Source organism: Candidatus Anaeroferrophillus wilburensis (assembly GCA_016934315.1).
Classification (GTDB): Bacteria; Desulfobacterota; Anaeroferrophillalia; order Anaeroferrophillales; family Anaeroferrophillaceae; genus Anaeroferrophillus; species Anaeroferrophillus wilburensis.
In genome coordinates this window covers 16917-37687 of record JAFGSY010000006.1, presented here as the reverse complement: position 1 = coordinate 37687, position 20771 = coordinate 16917, and the positions used below count along the sequence as shown (strand labels likewise).

Below are 20771 nucleotides of genomic sequence, written 5' to 3'. Positions count from 1 at the left end.
CAAACTATTTTCAAATAGTACCTCTTTTCAGAAAAAGAGTCAAAGACAGCAAACAGCTGCGGCGGCACAACAAAGAACATGCGCGTTATACTTATCCTAGCGACACTCCTGATTCTCAGCTGCGGCGTTCTGCTACCGGCAGCAGCGCAGCCACCGGCACCGCTGCGCATTATCTACATTGGTTCTCTCAATGGCTATGTCAAACCCTGCGGCTGACACCGAAATCAGGCCGGCGGTCTTGCCCGGCAGCAAACGATCATCAACACCCTGCGACAAACCACCCCTGCCGACCGGTTGCTGCTGATCAATACCGGTGAGTTGACCAAACCGACCATCAAGAAGGATTTCCAGGTTGACCGCCGGCAGACCTCTCTGATCACCGGCGTCTATGAACAGATGGGCGCCGATCTCCTCACTCCCGGTGGCCAGGAGCTGATCTATGGCCGGGAGATCATTACCGGCATAACCTCCGCCGCCAAGGCGATGCCGCTGGTCTGCAGCAATCTGCCTGCCGGGCTGTTCCCCGGACTTGTTTCTCATGTCGTCTTGGAAAAAGGGGGGAAGAAGATTCTGGTGGCATCAGCGATCGATCAACGACTTGAGCAGAAGGCCATCCATGGGCTGACGGTTCTCAATCCGCTGCCGGTGCTGCAAAAGATCCTCACCACCGAACCCCATGATCTGGCCATCATTGTCCTCCATTTTTCCGATCGAAAAGCCCGCGAACTGCTCGCCGAGATTCCCGGCTTCGATCTGGCCATCCTGGCAACTCAGCGGGGGGTGATCACCGAACCGGAAAAGGTCGGCGAGACCTATCTGGTGAAAAACAACAACCAGGGCAAAACCATCTCCTACCTGGACTGGGATATGACGAGCCGACAGCCGGCCGCCCATGGCATCTTCCCGGTCAGTAAAAAAGATATTGTCCCGGATCCGGCGGTTGACCGGCAAGTGAGCGACTATGAAGAGTGGCTGCGCCGCCACTATATTGAACTGGAACAAAAAGCGGAGGAAACCCAACCGGATCAGCAGGACTCCACCTATATGGGGGTCCAGGCCTGCGCACCCTGCCATCAGGCCATTGTCGGTTCCTGGCAGCTGAGCCGCCACGCGAAAGCATATGCCAGCCTGGAGAAAAAATGCAAGGACTACTGCCCCGACTGTCTCCCCTGCCATGTCACCGGCAAAAACAACCCCCAGGGCGGCATCGGCTTTCTCACCCCGAAGAAAACCCCGCACCTGTTCAATATCCAGTGTGAACAGTGCCACGGTTCGGGCCATCTGCACGTCACCAAGCCGGACCTGTCCTACGGGACACCCATCGACGAGGATACCTGCGTTGTCTGCCACACCTCCCAGACCGATCCCGATTTTTCCTTTATCGATGATGTGAAACTGATCGCCCATTGAGGAAAAGATCAAACGGTACATCAATGACCTCATCGCACGACCTGATTGTTATCGGCGCCGGCCACGCCGGCAGTGAAGCAGCTCTGGCGGCCGCCCGGATGGGGGTATCGGTCCTGGTTTTCACCATCAATGCCGATACCATCGCCCAGATGTCGTGCAATCCGGCCATCGGCGGCCTGGCCAAAGGTCATCTGGTGAAGGAGATTGATGCCCTGGGGGGCGCCATGGGGCTGGTGAGCGACCGGTGCGGCATCCAGTTTCGCACCCTCAATACCTCCAAGGGCCCGGCAGTCCAGGGAACCAGGATCCAGTGTGACAAACTGCTCTACCACCGGACCATGAAGCACCTGCTGGAACAGCAGCCCGGCATTGAAATCCGTCAGGCAATGGTCAACCGCCTGCTGGTGGAAAATGGCACGGTGATCGGTGTGGTGGATGAAACCGGCTATTCCTACCACTGTCGGGCGGCAATCATCACCACCGGCACCTTCCTCAACGGCCTGATTCACATCGGCACTTTTCAGCAGCAGGCCGGGCGCACCGGTGAGTTCGCCTCCCTGGCCCTGCCCCGGCACCTTGAAGAGCTGGGCTTCAGCATGGGAAGAATGAAAACCGGCACCCCGCCACGGATGTTGAAACGCTCAATCGACTTTGACCGGCTGGAACGCCAGGACGGCGATTCCGATCCCCGGCCGTTTTCCGTCCATACCCGGACCTTCAATCAGGAACAACTGCCCTGTTTCATCACCAGAACCACCAGTGAAACCCACCGGATTCTGAGCGATCATATCCACCTCTCGCCCCTCTACAACGGCACCATTGACGGCATCAGTGCCCGCTACTGCCCGTCGCTGGAGGACAAGATCATGAAGTTCCCTCACCATGACAGCCACCAGGTGACCTTGGAGCCGGAAGGCTGGGAAACCGAGGAGATCTATGTCAAGGGACTGGGGAACTGCCTGCCGGTAGCCATCCAGCACCAGCTGTTCAAGACTGTCCCCGGCCTCGAGGAGGCGGTGGTCATCCGGCCGGCCTACGCCATTGAATACGATATTGTCCATCCCACCCAGCTGACCACTAGCCTGGAAACCAAACAGATCAAGGGACTGTTCATGGCCGGCCAGATCAACGGCACCTCCGGCTACGAAGAGGCCGCCGGCCAGGGCATCTGGGCCGGCATCAATGCCGCCTGCCAGATCAAACAGCTGCCGCCTTTTGTTCTCGACCGCTCCGAAGCCTACCTGGCGGTGATGGTTGACGACCTGATCACCAAAGGCACCAACGAGCCCTACCGGATGTTCACCTCGCGGGCCGAATACCGTCTGCTGCTGCGCGAAGACAACGCCGACCTGCGGCTCACTGAAAAGGCCCACCAACTGGGGCTGGTCAGTGATGAACAGCGGGAGATGGCGGTTGAGAAAAGCCGCAGAACAACTGAGGGGAAGAAAAGGCTGCACGCCATCAGGATTACCCCGGAGCAGATCAACGACCAGTTGGCCGCCACCGGCGGCACCGCACCCCTCAAAGAAACGATGCCCGCTGATGAACTGCTCAAACGGCCGGAAATCTCCCTGCTCCTGCTGACAGAAAGCTCCCCGGCAACCAGGAAACTCTGCGAAGAGCTGGGCGCTGAAGCCGCCCGCCAGGTGGAAATTCAGATCAAGTACCAGGGCTATATCGACCGCCAGCAGGGCGAAGTGGAGAAATTCAAATCCCTGGAGAAAAAGAAGATCCCCCCTGATTTTGACTACCGCACCGTTGCCGGGCTGACCAACGAACTGATCCAGAAGCTGGAAGAGGTCCGTCCCGCCTCCCTCGGCCAGGCCTCCCGCCTGCCGGGCATCACCCCGGCGGCATTATCGGTGCTGATGATCTATCTAAAAAAACACCAGCAAAGATAGCGTTCACCACCGAGACCCAGAGAGCACCGAGAAAAAACCATCCATAAAAAAAGCCGCTCATTCGAGCGGCTTTTTTTATCAACCATAAACTGCTGCTGGCAGTTATTTCATTTTCCGGCGAGTCACAGCCACCAGACCCAGCAGGCCAACACCCATGAGCATCATGGTGCCGGGTTCGGGAACAGGAGCAGGCTGCAACGATTCAACCTGAACGACAAAATCAGAAAAATCGAGATCAGAAGTAGCATATTGGCCGCTTTCTGCAGCAATATACCAGTGGGCAAAATCATTTTGTGCAAATGTATCAGGATTCCCATCAATATCCACATAATCTCCCTGCCCCATATAGGTCAGAAAACGGTCATCACCATTCGCATTCAAATCAGACTGGGAATAATAAGTCCCTACATTATAATCAAAGCTTTGGACATAAAAACCTAAATTAGCAGACAAGAAAGTAGCAGAATCGATTTCGTTATAACCACCATCCATTGTATAGGCTGTCGCCACACCAGAGATAAGTTGAAAATAAATTTGGGTATCATCAGCAGGAGACGGCCAACTGCTCCCCGTATTGAAAAGCGTCAGCTTACTATCAGGATTCAACACATCATAAATCCCAAACTCCAGTGAGTAGCCTTCATACCATGATACACTTGCAACATAGGTTGCTGTTGCTCCAGAGCTTTGAAACTGAAACACTTCACTCTGAGTTTCATCATTGCCAACCCCAGATGCCACAATATCTGAACCTATACCAGTAAAGACGCTCTGCAATTCCGTCAGGTTTAAACCTGAAACATCTATTGGCAACGCCCAGGCCCCACCGGCAATGAGCATGACTGCTATCATTGCTGTTACCATCATTACTGCACATTTTTTCATACTCTTCCCCTTTTCTTCGCTTTTAAAATTGCCCTTTATATAGTTCATGATCAAAAATAATCTTGTTGCTGAAAACCAGCTACCTTACTATGCTCTCTTTCCCTCCCTTTACCTTTAAGATATTCACGGTTTCTGCCCAATCTTTTTTCGTTTATTAGATAACAGCATAAAGCATGCCATATTCCATGACGGTCAATAGTATTTTCATCTGTCATCTAACACCCTTAAATTAATGGAAAATAATGTTTACATTAAAAGGAGCAACAGAAATGATAAAGACTTGGCTCTATAACCAGTAAAAAATGGTAATTTTTTACACATTCTAACTATCTTTTTTCCTTTTCCTATAACGATTTTTCGCGTCGCAATGATATCAATACGTTAGCAAGCGCAGTTATTGATAATCAGGGGCAGACTCTGCACCCATGGCCACCATTTGCCGGTGTCGGGGCAACTCAACCTGCCATCACCTTCTGACAAACACACGAAGCAAAGAGATAAACCATATATGAACAGGTGATTACAGATCAGAAGAAACAGAGGTAATGGTTTGGAAAGGTTGGCTGGGGTAGGAAAATTTTTTCACCCGCCAAAAAAGATGGCGGGCCGCTGGCCATTTTACTGGCAATGACCCAAAGAAGCGGAGAACTGAAGGGGAATATTTCTACCAGAAGTGCCAGCTGCCGGTGAACAGGACGTGGAGGCCCAGCCCCAGTTTGGTAACCCCGTGGGCGATGATGCAGCCGCTCAGTTTCTGCTGGCGGATCAGCAGGGCACCGTAGATGATGCCGGCAGCCAGGCCTGGAAGAATCCGGTGATGTTCCAGGGCAAAGAGGGCCGCGACGGTAAGGAAGGAAAACCAGCTGAAGGTACCTAAAGGAAGTTCCGTGAAATCGTGCCTGATGAGAAAACGCTGGAGAAAAGAGCGCCAGAACAGCTCCTCCATCACCGGCACCACCAGCGCCGCGCCGATCAGACGGACGGTAATGAGCAGCACCGTGCCGGTCGGCGACCAGTCGAACGAGTGGGGATCAAAGCCATTGCAGGCGCCCAGTTTCGGCAGGATTTTTTCCGGTGCCACCCAGATGACAAGAACCAGGATGCCGGCACCTACCGCCAACAGCCACTCCCTGGCCGGCATAGGTGCAAAAACTTCTCGGGCAAAAACCCGCCGCCATGAAAGGAGCAAGCCGGCAACGACAACCGTTTTTACAATATAGAACAGATGTTGGTAGTCCGGCAGCAGATGGGCGGCTTCGGTAAACAGCAGAAAGACCGCAAAAGGAACGACATATGGAATCCAGGCTCTTTGCACTTGCCGACTCATAACCCAAGTGCCACTGACACACACAGACGCACACCGACACCATAAAAACAACCGAGCATCATTCGTCTGTGGTCATTTTGTCTGTGGTCGTCTGTGGCCAATGTATGCTCCGTGTCCTCTGTGCCTCTGTGGTGCATTCCTCAGCCCAGGTACCGATTAAAGTACCCGATCGCCAGCCCCGGGCATTCCCGCTTGAGGAGATCGATCAATGCCCCGATCCCCATGGCCTCGCCCCACTCCCGATTCAAGGTCTCCAGATAGAGCTGGGGATCGATGTTGAGATTGCGCATCTGCACCTGGTCCACCCGGTAGGACTGCACCAGCTCAAGGAGCGCCTCCACCTCGGCCGGATCATCGGTCACCCCCGGCATCACCAGCAGGTTGATGGCCAGCTGCATGCCGCCATCCTTGGCCTCCTGCAGCGAGGTCAGGACATCATCAAACGTATAGCCCCGGGGCCGGTAGTAAGGCAGGTAGGTTTCCGGCCGGGGAGAATTAATGCTCACCCGGATGCTGTCCATGCCGGCGGCGGCCATGGCCGCCACCTGCTTCGGCAGGCTGGCGTTGGTATTGACATTAAGGGTGCCCCGGTCGGTGGCCATCCGCAGCCGGCGGGCAAAGGTGCAGATAGTCTCCGCCTGGAGGATGGGATCCCCTTCACACCCCTGACCGAAGCTCAAAACCGGATTTTCCGCCACCTCCAGGTGGGCAAGAGCCACCTCCACCAGCTCTTTGGCGGTCGGCACAAAAGCAATCCGCTCCTGGGAGGCCTCAAAGCCGCTGTCGCTCTGCCACGACAGGCAGCCCAGACAGCGGGCATTGCAGGTGGGGGAAACGGGCAGTGGACATTCCCAGCGGCCGAGAAAAAAATTCTTGGCGGCAAAACAATGGTAATCGATGGCACAGCGACTCAGGTGACGGACCAGCCGGTTACCGGACAGACGGGCCAGCTGCCGGTCAACGCCGGCAACCACCTCCCGATCATCAAAGCGATCCGGCTCCCACTGGAGGTTGTCATCCACCCGGCGGGCGGCAACCACATGCTGCCCCAGTTCCTCCGACCAGCCCACCGCCGTGTAAGCCCACAAAGGCAGCTGGTAGTTCTTCTGTTCATAGGAAACCGCCGGCAGCAGCAGGCGGGTATAGGCCGGAGGCAAAAAAGCGGCGACGCCGCAGCAGGGTTCGCCGTCTTCCAAGACATCCAGACAGACCGCTTCACCCGACTCGGCATCCCAACCCATGGGCGGACACTGGGGAAGGTAGAACAACCGGCTGCCGGCAGGCAGAGGGATGAGTTCCGCCGCTGGCGGAAATACCAGTTTGGTGCCGCTGGCAGCCAGCATTTCCAGCTCCGGATGGTCAAAAATTGTCCCTTCCGAATCGGCATATAGCAGGGTTATGGCAGCGCGCTTTTCCATTGACTTCAACTGACAGGTATACTAAGGTCCATCCTTGCGGATAAAGCGTTCAAACAGGTCATATCTTCGCCTGTTTTTTTGCTACGGCAATCGCTCGACAGCCGCAGCAACCGGCCACATTCAGGGAAAAACAGCTGCCCGTGGCTGGAAACATAGCTGACTGTCCCTTTTACCCGACTGCACCCGATTTTACAAGGAATTATGACTTTGCCATGAAGCGGTACCAATCATCTCTCCTCGCAACGTGCTTCATTGTTCTTGCCCTTGGATTCCTGCTCCTGGCAACGGGCGGCTGCGCCCGGCATGGAACGGTGACCGGCGACGCCCGCTCCATCTACCAGCAGGGGGAACGCTTTTATGAGCGGCAGCGGTTCGCCCGGGCCATTGAGATCTACCAGCAGGTCCAGAACGAATACCCGGAATCAGAATATGCCCGGCTGGCCCTGCTCCGGGTCGGTGACAGCCACTACCGCAAGAATGAGTTGGACGAAGCCGGTACCAACTACAATGATTTTCTCAAGTTCAACGCCGATCATCCCCAGGCTGCCTACGCCTACTACCAGCTGGGAATGACCCACTACGTCCGCCTGAAAACCATTGACCGGGACCTGGCCCCCCTGCGGGAAGCACTGGCAACCTTCCAGGAAGCCTTGAAGAAATTTCCCGCTTCACCACCCTACACGGCAAAGATCATTCAACGAATCAATGACTGCAAACGGCGCTTTGCCAAACGGGAATTCTACGTCGGTCTGTTTTATTTCAAACAGCAGCGTTACGGGCCGGCCGCCGGTCGCTTCAATTACTTGCTGGCCACCTACCCCGGCTTTATCGATGATAAAGCCCTTTACTACCTCGGCCTTGCCCAGCTCAACCAGGGAAAAAAGGAGGATGCCCAGAAAGCCTTCCTAACCCTCACCAGCGGCTACCCCAGAAGCTCCTATGCACCGGAAGCCCGGATGCTGATGAGCGAGGAGGAGGGACCCGGAGTCAAACTAAGTTTTCTGGTACGCGATTACTTCCTCGACAAACAGGATGATGCCAAAGACCGCTACCTGACCACCACCTTTACGCCGGCTGGCTATTCCCCGAGGCTGGCAGGCCTCTTCCTCAGCCCCAGGGACAAGGAATCGGGGCCACCACCCGCTGTCGTAACCTTTGAATCTCTGTTCCGGGAACGACAGATGCACGATGCCACTGCCGTCGGGGCAGCGAGCCAAAAAACAATCCCCGATTGGAACGCCGGCCGGGACCGGACAGCGGCGTCACCACCCCAACCGCAATCAGTGGGATGGCAGACAACCACTGAGCAGCCGACAACTGCTGGGCAGCGCCAGAACACTGCTCGTCAAGCTGCACCAACCGCTGATGGCGGCCGCCAGACTACGGGTCAAACCCAGCAACAGGCTGAGGTCCGCAACCTGCGCGAACCGCTGGAAATTATTTCTGATTGGACGGAAGCAAATCGGCAGCAGGGAACCATCACCTTCGGCGGCAAAGTCATTGCCAAGCAGCGGGATATGGTGCTCTACGCCGATCAGGTTACCAACTATTTTGATCTGGAAACCAGAGAACTTCTGAGAGCCGTAGCCACCGGCAATGTTAAACTCAGCCAGGCGGACAAATTTGCCACCTGTGAACAGGCTACCCTGGAACAGGCCAGGCGGACAGTCATGCTGGAAGGAAATGCGGTAATGTGGCAGGGGAACAACCGGGTAACCGGCGAACGGATCCTCATCTACTTGAACAGCAACCAGGCGGAAGTGTTTGGCAGCGAGCAGCAGAAAGCCAGGGTCAAGATTATCCCCGGCCAGGAAATGCAGTAATCTGGCGGTGTCACTCCTTTCCTTGCAGTACCGCCGTCAGCTCTGACGGCGGGAAAATCCCTTTTTCGGTAATAATGCCAGCAATCAAGGCTGCTGGTGTCACATCAAAGGCCGGGTTGTAAACCGGCACCCCGGCCGGAATCATCTGACGGGTGCCAATGACACCAATCTCCTCCGGCGCCCGCTCCTCAATGGGAATCTCATTCCCGCTGGCAAGAGAACAATCGATGGTCGAACAGGGTGCGGCAATATAGAAGGGAATCTGGTGAGCCCGGGCCAGGAGGGCCACCCCGTAGGTTCCTATCTTATTGGCCGTGTCGCCGTTGGCGGCAATCCGGTCGGCACCCACCACCACCAGATCAACCATTCCCTGAGCCATACAGGCGGCGGCCATATTATCACTGATCACGGTCACCGGAATACCGTCACGCTGCAGTTCCCAGGCCGTCAGTCGAGCCCCTTGGAGCAGCGGTCTGGTTTCATCCGCCAACACGTTTTCTATCTTGCCGGCGGCATGGGCCGCCCGAATGACCCCCAGGGCCGTACCATAGCCGGCGCAGGCCAGCGCGCCGGCATTGCAGTGGGTCAAAACGCGCGCCCTGGGAGGAACGATTTCGGCTCCGACACTTCCCAGACGCTGGTTGATGACAATATCTTCCCGGTACAGCCGGCAGGCTTCATCAACCAGCCTGACAACCATCTCCGCCGGCTCCACCGCAGAGGCAGCAGCTTTCTCCCACACCAGACGCATTTTACCCAGAGCCCAGAACAGATTAACCGCTGTCGGCCTGGTGGCGGCCAAGGTGCCGGTCACCTGCTGAAAAAATTCCTCACTCAGCTGGCCCCCGGCTTCAGCATGCCGCTTAATCCCCAACGCCACTCCCATAGCAGCCGCTACCCCGATTGCTGGCGCCCCGCGGATGATCATGGTTTTAATGGCCGCTGCCACCTCCTGATAGCTGCCGCAGGTAACATAGACCTCTTCTGAAGGCAGCCGGGTCTGGTCGATCATAACCACCCCTTCAGGCTGCCAGGATATGGTCGCAAAAGCCATTATTCAATCACCTGCGGTACCTGGAAATAAAACTCCTGCCGCACCGGAGCGTTGGCAAGGATTTCCTCATGGGTGAAGGAAACTCCCGGTTCATCCTCCCGGTAGGGGGTTGCCAGGGAGATGACATGGGCTGTCGGCTGCACGCCCGACGTATCTATCTCGTTCAGCTTGGCCACATAGCCCAGGATGCCATCAAGCTGACTACCATACGTCGCCAACTCCGTTTCAGACATTGCCAGACGGGCCAGGCGGGCGACATGGCCTACTTCATCACTGGTAATTTTCTTATGGGTCATGTGTTCATCCTCAACAAAAGATTAAGATAGCAGCACTATAGCGAAGAACGTTCCAGGCGTCAACCACTTGCATATTGATGTTGCCCCCATACAAAAAACAACGGGCGGCTTATAAGCCGCCCCTGTAAGATAGATAGCTCGGGATGGAAAACCTACATGAGCATGCTCTGCACCGATTGCTGGGCCATATCCCAGATATAGGAAGGAAAAATCCCCATCTGCATGACGCCGATGGCGGCCAAGACCAGACCCACCACCACTGCCGGTGACGGCTTCGGCATACTGATACTCTGTTCAGCCTCCTGAAAATACATGACCACCACTACCCGCAGGTAGTAATAGAGAGAGATAACACTGTTGATCACCCCGAAAATGGCCAGCCAGACAAAACCGGCTTTCATTGCCGAACTGAACAGATAGAACTTGCCCATAAATCCAGCCATCGGTGGGATGCCGGCCATGGAAAACATGAAAATCCCCATTGCCAAGCCCATCAGCGGATATTTAAAGCCAAGACCGGCAAAGTCCTGCAGTTCGGTATATTCACCACCCTTTTTACCCAGGAGGGCAATGACCCCAAAAGCGCCAAGGTTGGTAAAGGCATAGCTCATCAGATAAAAGAGAATTCCAGCCTGACCCTGCTTGCTGCCAGCCACAAATCCCACCAGCAGATAGCCGGCGTGGGCGATACTTGAGTAGGCCAGCATCCGCTTGATGTTGGTCTGGGAAAGGGCAACCACGTTGCCGATAGTCATGGTCAGAAAGGCCAGCAGCCACATGATTCCGGTCCAATCGGCCTGCACATGGCCAAGAGCGACAAAAAAGACCCGCACCAATGCGGCAAAGGCCGCCGCCTTAACACCGGTAGCCATGAAGCCGGTCACCGAAGTCGGCGCACCTTCATAGACATCCGGGGTCCACATGTGGAAGGGAAACATGGCCACTTTGAAGCCGAACCCGACAGTCACCAGGGCAACGCCGCCCATCAACATCCGGGAATGAATCATCTCAGGATGGGCGGTGAGGAAAGCGCTGATCTTCACCAGGTCCATGGTACCGGTGGTCCCGAAAATCAGGGCGAAACCGAAGAGAAGAAAGCCGGAGGCAAAGGCACCCAGGAGAAAATATTTCAGCGCCGACTCAATAGATTTCCGGTCATGCCATTTAAAACCAGCCAGCACATAGATGGAGATGGACATGGTCTCCAGCGCCAGAAAGAGCATCAGCAGATTGCTGGCCGACCCCATAAAGGACATGCCCACGGCGGCAAAAAGCAGCAGGCAGTAGTATTCACCGCAGTTCAACTCCTCGAAGAACTGCTGATAATTGATCGTTGACAACACGGTCAGCAGGGTAACAACGCAGACAATCAGGGTAATAAACGATGAGAAGCCGTCAACCATCACCATGCCGCTGTAGGCTGATTCGCGGGCGCCATTGATCATCAGCGTGCTGATCATCGCCGCAACCACACCAATGACCACCAGGTAGCCAAGGGACGAGGACTTCTTGCCCTGTGAGCTAAAAACATCAACCAACAGGACCGTCAACGCTGTCAACGCCAGGATAGCCTGAGGCAGGATTGCCTTTACATTCAGCGCCGGGACTACAAATTCCAGCATCTCCATCTCGTTCCTCCACACAAATCCACAAAAAAAGGAATAATTTCTTCTCTCAGCTGCGACGCTCTATTCCACCACTGAACCGCCTGCGGCTTCCGCAGACATCACCGCGGCTACCTTACTACCCAGGTTGCCCTCATACTGCTGGACATAATGTTCATAGCGGGTGTTGAAATCGTTAAGGAAATAGGACACCGAGGCGTCCATTTTCCGCAAAAACAGACCGGGAAAAAATCCCATGACGAATACCAGCACCGCCAGCGGCAGCAGGGTCACAATCTCCCGCACATTGAGATCCTTGAGCTTCTGGTTTTCCGGGTTATCAAGGGGGCAGAACATTACCCTCTGATACATCCACAGCATATAGACAGCCCCCAAAATAGCCCCTGAAGCGGCAATGATGGCAAAGACCGGGAAACTGCGGAAGGCACCCACCAGAATCATAATCTCACCGACAAACCCGTTGGTTCCGGGTACGGCAACCGAGGAAAGGGTGGCAATCATGAAGAAGGTGGCAAACACCGGCATCACCTTGGCAACACCGCCAAAGTCCTTGATCATCCGGGTGTGGCGCCGCTCGTAGAGCATGCCGACGATGAGGAACAGTGCCCCGGTGCTGATCCCGTGGTTGAGCATCTGGTAGATAGCCCCTTCAATACCCTGCATGTTGAGGGCAAAGAGACCAATCATCACATAACCAAGATGGCTGACGCTGGAATAGGCCACCAGTTTTTTCATGTCCGGCTGGACCATGGCCACCAGCGCCCCATAAACTATCCCGATCACCGCCAGAGTGCCGAACACCGGGATAAACTGATGGGTTGCATAGGGAAAGAGCGGCATGGCAAAACGCAGAAACCCATAGGTTCCCATCTTCAGCAGTACGCCGGCCAGGATAACACTGCCAGCCGTGGGAGCCTGGACATGGGCATCCGGCAGCCAGGTATGCAGCGGAAACATGGGAACCTTGATCGCAAAGGAAACAAAGAAGGCCAGGCAGAGCCAGAACTGCACCGATACCGGCACATCGAGGTTGTAAAGTTCAAGAATGTTGAAGGTGTAGATGCCGGTAACTTTATGATTGTAGTAGTAGAGGAACAGAATCGCCAGGAGCATGAAAACACTGCCGGCAGCAGTAAAAATAAAGAACTTGACCGCGGCATAGATCCGCTGAACACCACCCCAGACACCGATGAGCATGTACATGGGGATCAGCATCAGTTCCCAGAAAACATAGAAAAGAATCAAGTCGAGGGCCAGCAGGGCGCCCAGCATGGCCGTTTCGAGAATCAGCAGGCAGACCATATATTCTTTTACATGCTTCTGGATGTAGGTCCAGGAGCAGAGAACGCAGATGGGGGTCAGAAAGGTCGTCAGCATGACGATCCACAAACTGATGCCGTCAATGCCCAAATGATAATTGATACCGAAACTCTTGATCCAGGGGATCAGCTCAACAAACTGCATCTGGTGCGTAGCATCGTTAAAATAGACGACCAACGGCAGCGAGATGAAAAACTCGATAACCGTAAAAGCAACCGCCGTCCCCCGAAGTACATCCTTGCTCTCTTTATCAATCATCATGAGAATGAGAGCGCCAAACACGGGGAAGAACATCACCAGACTGAGAATCGGAAAACCCAACTGATTCATCTACCTATCTCCTTACACCTGAAAGGAACTTTGTTTTGACGTCTATGCTGCCTACGCTGCCAGCATGCATGCAGTAATTACGATATGGCGCGAATGAAATAATAGACGATGATAACCACCGTCCCGAGTACGATGGAAACCGCATAACTCTGGACATAGCCAGACTGCAGGTAACGGACGACCCCGCTGAACCAGCCGACGATCATGGCCACACCGTTGACAATCCCGTCAACCACAGCCACATCAACCCCTTTCCAGAGCAGTTGACTGAAACCATGAATGGGCTTGATCGCTATCAGTTCATACAGTTCATCCACATACCACTTATTGAGCAGCAGACGGTATAGAAAGGGAAATTGCTTTGCCAGCTTTTCCGGCATTTCCCGCCTTTTGATGTACATGGTGTAAGCCAGAAAAATCCCGGTCAAGGCGATGGCCACTGAGATACCCATCAACAGGTATTCAGCCACCAGGGAATGGTGTCCCCCACCTGCTCCGTGGACGGCTTCAGCGGCATGGCCAGCAGCGCCATGGGCCGCTGCGGCTGCATGACCAACAGCCTCTTTGGCATGCTCCATGGCACCATGGGCGGCAGCTGCGGCATGATCGGCGCCATGGGCGACAACACTGCCGGCTTTCTGGAGGAGTTTGCCGGGACCGGTCCCCATCACCGGATCAAGAAAGCTGTGAATCCGGTTGCTGCCACCCAGGGCGTGCGGAACACCCAGGTAGCCGCCGACCACCGAGAGAAAAGCCAGAACCATCAGAGGAACCGTCATCGGCTTCGGCGATTCATGAAGATGGTCACGGGCCTTCTCATTGGTCCGGCATTCATTGAAGAAGGTCATGAACACCAGGCGAAACATGTAGAAAGCCGTCATACCGGCGGCGATGGCGCCAATCAGCCAAAGGAGTATGTGCCCCTGGGGACTGCTGTATGCTTGCCAGAGAATTTCATCCTTGCTGAAAAAGCCTGAAAGACCGGGAATCCCAGCAATGGCCAGAGTACCAATGAGGAAGGTGGCATACGTAATCGGCATTTTGCTTTTCAGGCCACCCATGTTGCGCATATCCTGAGCATCGTCATGCAGGTGGGCATGGTGCAGGGCTTCGTGCATGCTGTGGATCACCGCCCCCGAACCAAGGAAGAGGAGTGCTTTGAAAAAAGCGTGGGTCAATACATGGAACATGCCGGCGGCAAAAGCACCCACTCCCAGGCCAAGGAACATGTAGCCCAGCTGGCTGACGGTGGAATAGGCCAACACCTTCTTGATATCATTCTGCACCAAACCGATGGAAGCGGCAAACAGGGCGGTCATCGCCCCAAAGATGGCCACCACCCCCATGGCAAAAGGCGACAGGGAGTAGAGAATGTTGGAACGGGCAATCAGATAGATCCCGGAGGTAACCATGGTAGCCGCATGGATCAGGGCACTGACGGGAGTCGGGCCGGCCATGGCATCAGGCAGCCAGACATAGAGCGGAATCTGGGCTGATTTGGCCGTACAGCCGACAAAAAAGAGCAGGCAGACAGCAGTGGCTATCTGCGGCGGCAGCTGGTGGACATGGGGAAAGACCTCCGAGAAGCGAAGGCTCCAGACCCCCTGCTCCCCCAGGCTGGTAAAGAGCAGCAGCAGGCCGATGACAAAGGCAAAGTCACCCACCCGGTTGGTAATGAACGCCTTTTTGCCGGCAATGGCATTGGCTTCGACGGAAAACCAGAAGCCGATCAGCAGATAGGAACACAGACCAACCCCCTCCCATCCGAGAAACATGAGCAGGTAGTTGTTGGCCAGGATCAGATTGATCATCGAGAACATGAACAGGTTCAGATACGTGAAAAAGCGGTAGTAGCGGCCCTCGTCATGGGCCATATAGCCGATGGAGTAAATATGGATGAGAAAACCGACCCCAGTGACAAACATACACATCATCATAGACAGCGGATCGACCTGATAGGCAATGTAGGTCTGCATGACCCCGCCCCCGATCCAGCTGAACCAGGTGAACTCGTAGAGCCGCTGGTCAGGCGGCAAATTGAGCATCTGGAAGAAAATCGTACAGGTAACGAGAAAGGAGAGCGCCACAGCGCAACAGGCCACCCAGTGTACAATGCTCTTGTTAATTGCTTCTATGCGTCGCCCCAGCAAACCATTGATAAGCACACCAATGATGGGGAAAATGGGAATCAACCACACTTTGTCGAACATGTCCCTCTCCTGTTTCTCTACGCTGATCTAGCTTATGATCCCAAGCTCAACTATCTGCTTACCATTTCATCAGGTTGCACGACTCAACATTAATGGAGCCGCTCCGGCGATACATGAGGACAAAGATTGCCAACCCCACCGCCGCCTCGGCGGCAGCCACCGCCATGACAAACAACACCATAAAGATTCCCTCGACCGACTGGTTGGCACGGCTGAAGGTTATGAATGCCAGATTTACTCCCCCAAGCATGATCTCAATGCACATGAAGATAATGATTGCATTCCGCCGGGTGATCGCCCCGATAGCGCCAATGATAAAAAGGACTACGGCCAGGGCCAAATATAAGTTATGATATGCCACCATCGTCTCTACCTCTCTCCAATTACTTCTTCTGTTTCGCTAGGACAACGGCCCCCACCACACCGGCGGTCAGCAACAGGGAGGCCACTTCAAAGGGCAGGATATAGTCGGAAAAAAGAAAATTTGACAACACCGCAACATGGCCGAACTTTTCTACCAGCTGATCAGTTACCGGCCCCTTCATGGCCAGTACACCACGGCCAACAGCCACCACCATCATCTCAAGAAAGAGCACCAGCAGAAAGATCACGCCAACCACCTTGGTTTTCCGCACCGGCACCCGGTCACCCTCCTCCTGACGGAGATTAAGCATCATAATGGCGAAGAGGATAAACATCATGATCGCACCGGCATAAACAATAATCTGCAGTATGGCAATGAATTCAGCCCGCAGCAGGAGGTACAGTATGGCCATCGTGAAAAAGGAGGCGACCATCCATAAGGCACTATGGACCGTGTTGGAGGAAAAAATCACCAATAGTGAGGTGACGATCGTCAGGCCGCCGCAAATAAGGAGAATGATCAGTTCCATGGATAAACCCCGCTCTCGGTCGTAAATTATTTCCCGGTGAATGCAAACCGTTCAGGATTTTTCAGTTTTTCAATATCAAACTTAAAATCTTCCCGGTGGTAGTCGACAAAATCATACACTTTAGTCAGTTCGATGGCATCTTTCGGACATGCCTCCTGGCAGTAGCCACAGAAGATGCAGCGAATTTCATCAATCATGAACTCTTTGGGGTATCTGGTTTCCCCCTCCTCCTCATAAGGAACAATAGTGATTGCCTGGGGAGGACAGATTTTGGCACAGAGGCCGCAGGCAACGCATTTAAGCTTGCCCTGATCATCAACCTTCAGTCGGTGCAGACCCCGCCAGCGGTCGGCAATCTGGCGACGCTCAGTGGGATACTGAATGGTAACGGCCTTGGAAAAGTAGTTTTTCAGGGTATACGCCAGGCCCTTGAAGAGCGGCGTCAGATATTTTCCCTTTTCCGTCCGCCGATCACTGATATTAAGTACATAGTCTTTTTTTTCCATCGCTCACAACCTTTTCAAGCAGTAGTGGAAACTCTTCTGTTCTAAATGTTGAAAATCACCATCCACAAGCCGGTCAACACGATATTCAGCAGACCGAAGGGCAATAGCACTTTCCAGCCCAGTTCCATGATCTGGTCGTAGCGATAACGGGGGAAGGTTGAACGTTCCCAAACGCAGAAAAAGACCACCAGAAACGTTTTGATGAAGAACCATACCGGACCCGGCAGCAGCGGACCATGCCAGCCGCCCAGAAAAAGGGTGGTCACCAGGGTGCCGAAGACGAACATGTGGCAGTATTCAGCCATGAAGAAGAGGGCGAACTTCATGCTGCTGTACTCGATGTTGAAACCGCAGGCCAGTTCAGCCTCCGCTTCCGGCATATCAAAAGGAGTCCGGTTAATTTCCGCCAGACCACAGATAATAAAGAGGAAAAACGCAAACGGCTGTTTGACAATGTTCCATAAGCCTGCCTGGCTCTCGACGATCCCCACCAGGCTCAAGGTGCCGGTCACCATAACTACGCTGATCACCGCCAGGGCCAGAGACAATTCATAGCTGATCATCTGGGCACCGGCCCGCAGGGCACCCATCATGCCGTACTTGTTGCCGGACGACCAGCCGCCAAGCATGGCACCGTAGGAACCGATGGTGGAAATCCCCAGGACATACAGAATACCGATATCAAGGTCCGTCAGATACAGGGTTATTTTTCGGCCCATGATGGTCACCGTATCACCAAAGGGAATGATGACCAGCAGTGAGAGGGCTGCGGCAATACTGATGATCGGCGCAATGATAAATACTGGCTTATCGGCATTATCGGGAATCACCTCTTCCTTCATGAACCCCTTGACGCCGTCGGCCAGCGGCTGCAACAGTCCGTGGAACCCCACCCGCATGGGCCCGTGGCGGAGCTGCACCAGACCGAGGACCTTGCGCTCAATCCAGGTGGAATAGGCGACGATCAGCATACTCACCCCGAATACCACCAGGGTCTTGATGAGCAGGATGACAGTAAATTCAATCATGAAAAGCCTCCTTTACGATGCCTTTTCCACCTTGACGGCGCAAACTTTGTATTCGGGAATCCCGGCGTCGGGACATAGAGCCGCGTTGGTTAACTGGTTGACCGCCGATTCACTGAAATGGAACGGCACAAACACCACCCCGGCAGCCACACGATCCGTCAACCAGCTTTTCACCTTGATGGTCCCGCGCCGCGAAGCAATAGTGATGAAATCGCCATCCTCAACCCCCAGCTTTTCGGCATCATCGGGGTTGACCTCGGCCAGCAACTCGGGATAGAGCTGACTCAGACCCTTGCCCTTGCGGGTCATGGTGCCGGTATGGAAATGCTGCAGCACCCGGCCGGTACTGAGAATAAAGGGATATTCAGCATCGGGGTTTTCCGCCGGTGGCCGATAATCGATGGCAAAAAAGACTCCCAGACCACAGGCATATTTATCCACATGCAGAACCGGAGTCCCGGGATGATCTTCAGCCGGGCAGGGCCAAGCCAGGGCTTTCTTCTCCAGCCTTTCATAGCTGATGCCGCCATAGCTCGGAGTTACGCTGCGAATCTCCTCCATGATCTGCCGGGCATCGGCGTATTCCATGGAATAACCCATTTTGGTGGCCAACTGACAGAGAATCCAACTGTCCTCACGAGCCTCGCCCACCGGCTCAATCGCTTTCCTGACCCGTTGCACCTTACGTTCGGAATTACTGAAGGTGCCATCTTTCTCGGCAAAGGAAACCCCCGGCAAAACCACGTCTGCCAGCTGGGCTGTTTCGGTCAGGAAGATATCCTGGACCACGAGAAAATCAAGTTTTTTTACCGCCTCCTCGATATGATGGAGATCAGGATCACTGACCAGGGGATTTTCACCCATGATATACAGACCTTTGAGGACCCCCTCCTCGGCGGCTGGAAACATCTTGGTGACCGTCAGACCGGGAACTGCGGAAAGCTCCTCCAGCCCCCAGACTTTGGCAAATTTCTGCCGGACCTCGTCGTCTGCCACCTTCTGATAGCCGGTAAAGACATTGGGCAGCGCCCCCATGTCACAGGCTCCCTGAACGTTATTCTGGCCCCGGAGCGGGTTAACACCGCCGCCGACCACCCCGACGTTGCCACAGAGCATAGCCAGATTCCCCAGGCATTTGACGTTGTCGGTGCCACTGGTGTGCTGGGTAATGCCCATGGCATAGAGAATCGAAGCCGGTTTTGCCTGACCGTACATACGGGCCGCGGCATAGAGATCATCAACAGCAATCCCGGTAATCCCGGCAACATACTCGGGCGTATACTTTTCCAGACCCTTGACAAAAGCCTCATAACCGGTGGTACATTCCTGGATATGCTGCTGGGCCTGCAGATTCTCTTTAACAATGATGTGCATCATGCCATTGATCCAGGCCACATCGGTACCGGGTTTGGGCTGCAGCCAGAGGTCGGCAAAGTCCACCAGCCCGATGCGCCGCGGGTCAATCACCAACAGCTTCGCCCCCCGCTTTAGGACGGCTTCCTTGATGTAATTGGCAAATATGGGATGATTTTCAGTGGTATTGGTTCCGGTCACCAGGATGGTCTCGGCTTTGAGGACATCCTTGATCGGGTTGGTCATTGCTCCGCTGCCAAACGTGGCGGCCAGTCCGGCCACCGTGGAGCTGTGTCAGAGTCGGGCGCAGTGGTCGACACTGTTGGTGCCGATGACCGCGCGCATGAATTTCTGGAAAAGGTAGTTTTCCTCGTTGGTACAGCGGGCCGAGGAGAGACCACCGATGGCATCCGGACCGGCTTCTTCCCTGATGGCTTTGAACTTCTCGGCCACCAGGGTCAGGGCATCCTCCCAGCTGGCCTGGTGAAACTCACCATCCTTTTTAATCAGCGGCGTTGTCAGCCGTTCCTCACTGCCAACAAACTCGTAACCGAAGCGCCCCTTGACACAAAGGCTGCCGAGGTTAACACCTTTGCCCTCCTGGGTGGTCACCCCGATGATCCGGTTGTTCTGCACATTCAGTTCCAACTGGCAGCCGCAACCGCAGTAAGTACAGGTGGTGGGAACCCGCTGGGTAAGCCAGGTCCGTCCTTTATAACGGCTGAGGTTCTCGGTCAACGCCCCGGTAGGACAGACGCTCAGACACTCACCACAGGACTGACATTTATCAGCATCAATCACCGCCACCTGGGTGCCATACCCCTCACCCTTGATCTCGATGGCACCAATACCCTTAATTTCCCGGCAAGCCGTGACACAGCGCAAGCACATAATACAGCGGTCAGGCCAGTAACGGATCAACGGCGTTGCATAAACCGCATCACGAACCGGCTTGGGAGCCTGATATTCAACCTGATCAATACCATACTCATAGACCAGGTCCTGCAGCAGGCACTCGCCACCCTTGTCACAAATGGGACAATCAAGAGGATGATTCACCAGTATCAGCTTCAGGGAGTCCTGACGGATCCGGTGCAACCGATCAGAGTTGGTGGTTACCGCGACACCCTCCCCCACCGGAGTGGTACAGGCCGCCATCGGATGGGCATAACCGTCAATCTCCACCACACACATCCGGCACGACCCGATGGGTTCCAGCCGTCCATGGTAGCAAAGCGTCGGAATGCGAATGCCGGCGGTCCTTGCTGCTGCAAGAATCGTCGTCCCTTTCGGGACCTTTACTTCCTTGCCGTCAATCGTTAACGTGACCATGCTCATATTCCTGCACTCGTTAAGTTAGCAAACTATATTATTGAGGTATTGCTTAAGGTG

General features: G+C 54.6%; 18 protein-coding genes. 4 read left to right on the top strand and 14 right to left on the bottom strand.

Annotated features, from left to right (window positions below; translation table 11 throughout):
- The first annotated feature begins 78 nt into the window (after window positions 1-78).
- The 3 genes from JXO50_00745 to mnmG all read left to right on the top strand — a co-directional run bounded on the left by JXO50_00745 (window position 79) and on the right by mnmG (window position 3311).
- Window positions 79-216: a hypothetical protein gene (locus JXO50_00745; GenBank protein MBN2331613.1), complete on the top strand. Its 138-nt coding sequence runs from the start codon at window positions 79-81 to the stop codon at window positions 214-216.
- Between the two features lie 78 nt (window positions 217-294).
- On the top strand, window positions 295-1410 hold the full coding sequence (locus JXO50_00740) for a hypothetical protein (GenBank protein MBN2331612.1): 1116 nt from the start codon (window positions 295-297) through the stop codon (window positions 1408-1410).
- Between the two features lie 23 nt (window positions 1411-1433).
- Window positions 1434-3311, top strand: a complete 1878-nt coding sequence (mnmG, locus tag JXO50_00735; GenBank protein ID MBN2331611.1) for a tRNA uridine-5-carboxymethylaminomethyl(34) synthesis enzyme MnmG — start codon at window positions 1434-1436, stop codon at window positions 3309-3311.
- A 102-nt stretch (window positions 3312-3413) separates the two neighbouring features.
- Here mnmG and JXO50_00730 read toward each other — a convergent pair whose 3' ends face one another.
- The 4 genes from JXO50_00730 to JXO50_00715 form a co-directional block, all read right to left on the bottom strand.
- Window positions 3414-4244: a PEP-CTERM sorting domain-containing protein gene (locus tag JXO50_00730; GenBank protein MBN2331610.1), complete on the bottom strand. Its 831-nt coding sequence runs from the start codon at window positions 4242-4244 to the stop codon at window positions 3414-3416.
- Between the two features lie 2 nt (window positions 4245-4246).
- Window positions 4247-4411, bottom strand: coding sequence for a hypothetical protein (locus tag JXO50_00725; protein ID MBN2331609.1), 165 nt, complete (start codon window positions 4409-4411; stop codon window positions 4247-4249).
- A 449-nt stretch (window positions 4412-4860) separates the two neighbouring features.
- A complete protein-coding gene (locus JXO50_00720) occupies window positions 4861-5511 on the bottom strand; it encodes a CAAX prenyl protease-related protein (GenBank protein ID MBN2331608.1) in 651 nt (216 codons plus the stop codon).
- Between the two features lie 152 nt (window positions 5512-5663).
- Window positions 5664-6941, bottom strand: coding sequence for a radical SAM protein (locus JXO50_00715; GenBank protein ID MBN2331607.1), 1278 nt, complete (start codon window positions 6939-6941; stop codon window positions 5664-5666).
- A 212-nt stretch (window positions 6942-7153) separates the two neighbouring features.
- Between JXO50_00715 and bamD the strand changes: the two genes are divergently transcribed.
- Window positions 7154-8764, top strand: coding sequence for an outer membrane protein assembly factor BamD (gene bamD, locus JXO50_00710; GenBank protein ID MBN2331606.1), 1611 nt, complete (start codon window positions 7154-7156; stop codon window positions 8762-8764).
- A 10-nt stretch (window positions 8765-8774) separates the two neighbouring features.
- Here bamD and mtnA read toward each other — a convergent pair whose 3' ends face one another.
- The 10 genes from mtnA to fdhF form a co-directional block, all read right to left on the bottom strand.
- Window positions 8775-9818, bottom strand: coding sequence for an S-methyl-5-thioribose-1-phosphate isomerase (mtnA, locus tag JXO50_00705; GenBank protein MBN2331605.1), 1044 nt, complete (start codon window positions 9816-9818; stop codon window positions 8775-8777).
- Window positions 9818-10114 carry an Asp-tRNA(Asn)/Glu-tRNA(Gln) amidotransferase subunit GatC gene (gatC, locus tag JXO50_00700; GenBank protein MBN2331604.1) on the bottom strand — a complete coding sequence of 99 codons (297 nt, stop codon included), beginning with the start codon at window positions 10112-10114 and terminating at the stop codon, window positions 9818-9820. Before gatC ends, mtnA begins: the two co-directional genes overlap by 1 nt.
- 152 nt (window positions 10115-10266) lie before the next feature.
- Window positions 10267-11736: an NADH-quinone oxidoreductase subunit N gene (locus tag JXO50_00695; protein MBN2331603.1), complete on the bottom strand. Its 1470-nt coding sequence runs from the start codon at window positions 11734-11736 to the stop codon at window positions 10267-10269.
- A 66-nt stretch (window positions 11737-11802) separates the two neighbouring features.
- Entirely contained in the window at window positions 11803-13389 is a 1587-nt protein-coding gene (locus JXO50_00690) for an NADH-quinone oxidoreductase subunit M (GenBank protein MBN2331602.1), read from the bottom strand.
- Window positions 13390-13466: 77 nt separating this feature from the next.
- Window positions 13467-15599: an NADH-quinone oxidoreductase subunit L gene (nuoL, locus tag JXO50_00685; protein MBN2331601.1), complete on the bottom strand. Its 2133-nt coding sequence runs from the start codon at window positions 15597-15599 to the stop codon at window positions 13467-13469.
- Window positions 15600-15657: 58 nt separating this feature from the next.
- Window positions 15658-15963: an NADH-quinone oxidoreductase subunit NuoK gene (gene nuoK / locus JXO50_00680; protein ID MBN2331600.1), complete on the bottom strand. Its 306-nt coding sequence runs from the start codon at window positions 15961-15963 to the stop codon at window positions 15658-15660.
- A 19-nt stretch (window positions 15964-15982) separates the two neighbouring features.
- Window positions 15983-16492, bottom strand: a complete 510-nt coding sequence (locus JXO50_00675) for an NADH-quinone oxidoreductase subunit J (protein ID MBN2331599.1) — start codon at window positions 16490-16492, stop codon at window positions 15983-15985.
- Window positions 16493-16518: 26 nt separating this feature from the next.
- Complete coding sequence (locus JXO50_00670; GenBank protein MBN2331598.1) at window positions 16519-16998, bottom strand: NADH-quinone oxidoreductase subunit I; 480 nt, start codon at window positions 16996-16998, stop codon at window positions 16519-16521.
- 41 nt (window positions 16999-17039) lie between these two features.
- On the bottom strand, window positions 17040-18026 hold the full coding sequence (gene nuoH / locus JXO50_00665) for an NADH-quinone oxidoreductase subunit NuoH (protein MBN2331597.1): 987 nt from the start codon (window positions 18024-18026) through the stop codon (window positions 17040-17042).
- A gap of 12 nt (window positions 18027-18038) precedes the next feature.
- The gene (fdhF, locus tag JXO50_00660) at window positions 18039-20717 is read right to left on the bottom strand and encodes a formate dehydrogenase subunit alpha (protein MBN2331596.1); all 2679 of its coding nucleotides are present in this window, start codon (window positions 20715-20717) and stop codon (window positions 18039-18041) included.
- Window positions 20718-20771: the final 54 nt, after the last annotated feature.

Bases quoted from the DNA above. Each gene is read 5' to 3' on its own strand.
- JXO50_00725 (MBN2331609.1), bottom strand. From the start codon at position 4,411: ATGACAGATGAAAATACTATTGACCGTCATGGAATATGGCATGCTTTA.
- nuoL (MBN2331601.1), bottom strand. From the start codon at position 15,599: ATGTTCGACAAAGTGTGGTTGATTCCCATTTTCCCCATCATTGGTGTG.
- JXO50_00715 (MBN2331607.1), bottom strand. From the start codon at position 6,941: ATGGAAAAGCGCGCTGCCATAACCCTGCTATATGCCGATTCGGAAGGG.
- mnmG (MBN2331611.1), top strand. From the start codon at position 1,434: ATGACCTCATCGCACGACCTGATTGTTATCGGCGCCGGCCACGCCGGC.
- mtnA (MBN2331605.1), bottom strand. From the start codon at position 9,818: ATGGCTTTTGCGACCATATCCTGGCAGCCTGAAGGGGTGGTTATGATC.
- nuoH (MBN2331597.1), bottom strand. From the start codon at position 18,026: ATGATTGAATTTACTGTCATCCTGCTCATCAAGACCCTGGTGGTATTC.
- JXO50_00670 (MBN2331598.1), bottom strand. From the start codon at position 16,998: ATGGAAAAAAAAGACTATGTACTTAATATCAGTGATCGGCGGACGGAA.
- JXO50_00695 (MBN2331603.1), bottom strand. From the start codon at position 11,736: ATGCTGGAATTTGTAGTCCCGGCGCTGAATGTAAAGGCAATCCTGCCT.
- JXO50_00745 (MBN2331613.1), top strand. From the start codon at position 79: ATGCGCGTTATACTTATCCTAGCGACACTCCTGATTCTCAGCTGCGGC.
- JXO50_00690 (MBN2331602.1), bottom strand. From the start codon at position 13,389: ATGAATCAGTTGGGTTTTCCGATTCTCAGTCTGGTGATGTTCTTCCCC.
- JXO50_00730 (MBN2331610.1), bottom strand. From the start codon at position 4,244: ATGAACTATATAAAGGGCAATTTTAAAAGCGAAGAAAAGGGGAAGAGT.
- gatC (MBN2331604.1), bottom strand. From the start codon at position 10,114: ATGACCCATAAGAAAATTACCAGTGATGAAGTAGGCCATGTCGCCCGC.
- nuoK (MBN2331600.1), bottom strand. From the start codon at position 15,963: ATGGTGGCATATCATAACTTATATTTGGCCCTGGCCGTAGTCCTTTTT.
- bamD (MBN2331606.1), top strand. From the start codon at position 7,154: ATGAAGCGGTACCAATCATCTCTCCTCGCAACGTGCTTCATTGTTCTT.
- JXO50_00675 (MBN2331599.1), bottom strand. From the start codon at position 16,492: ATGGAACTGATCATTCTCCTTATTTGCGGCGGCCTGACGATCGTCACC.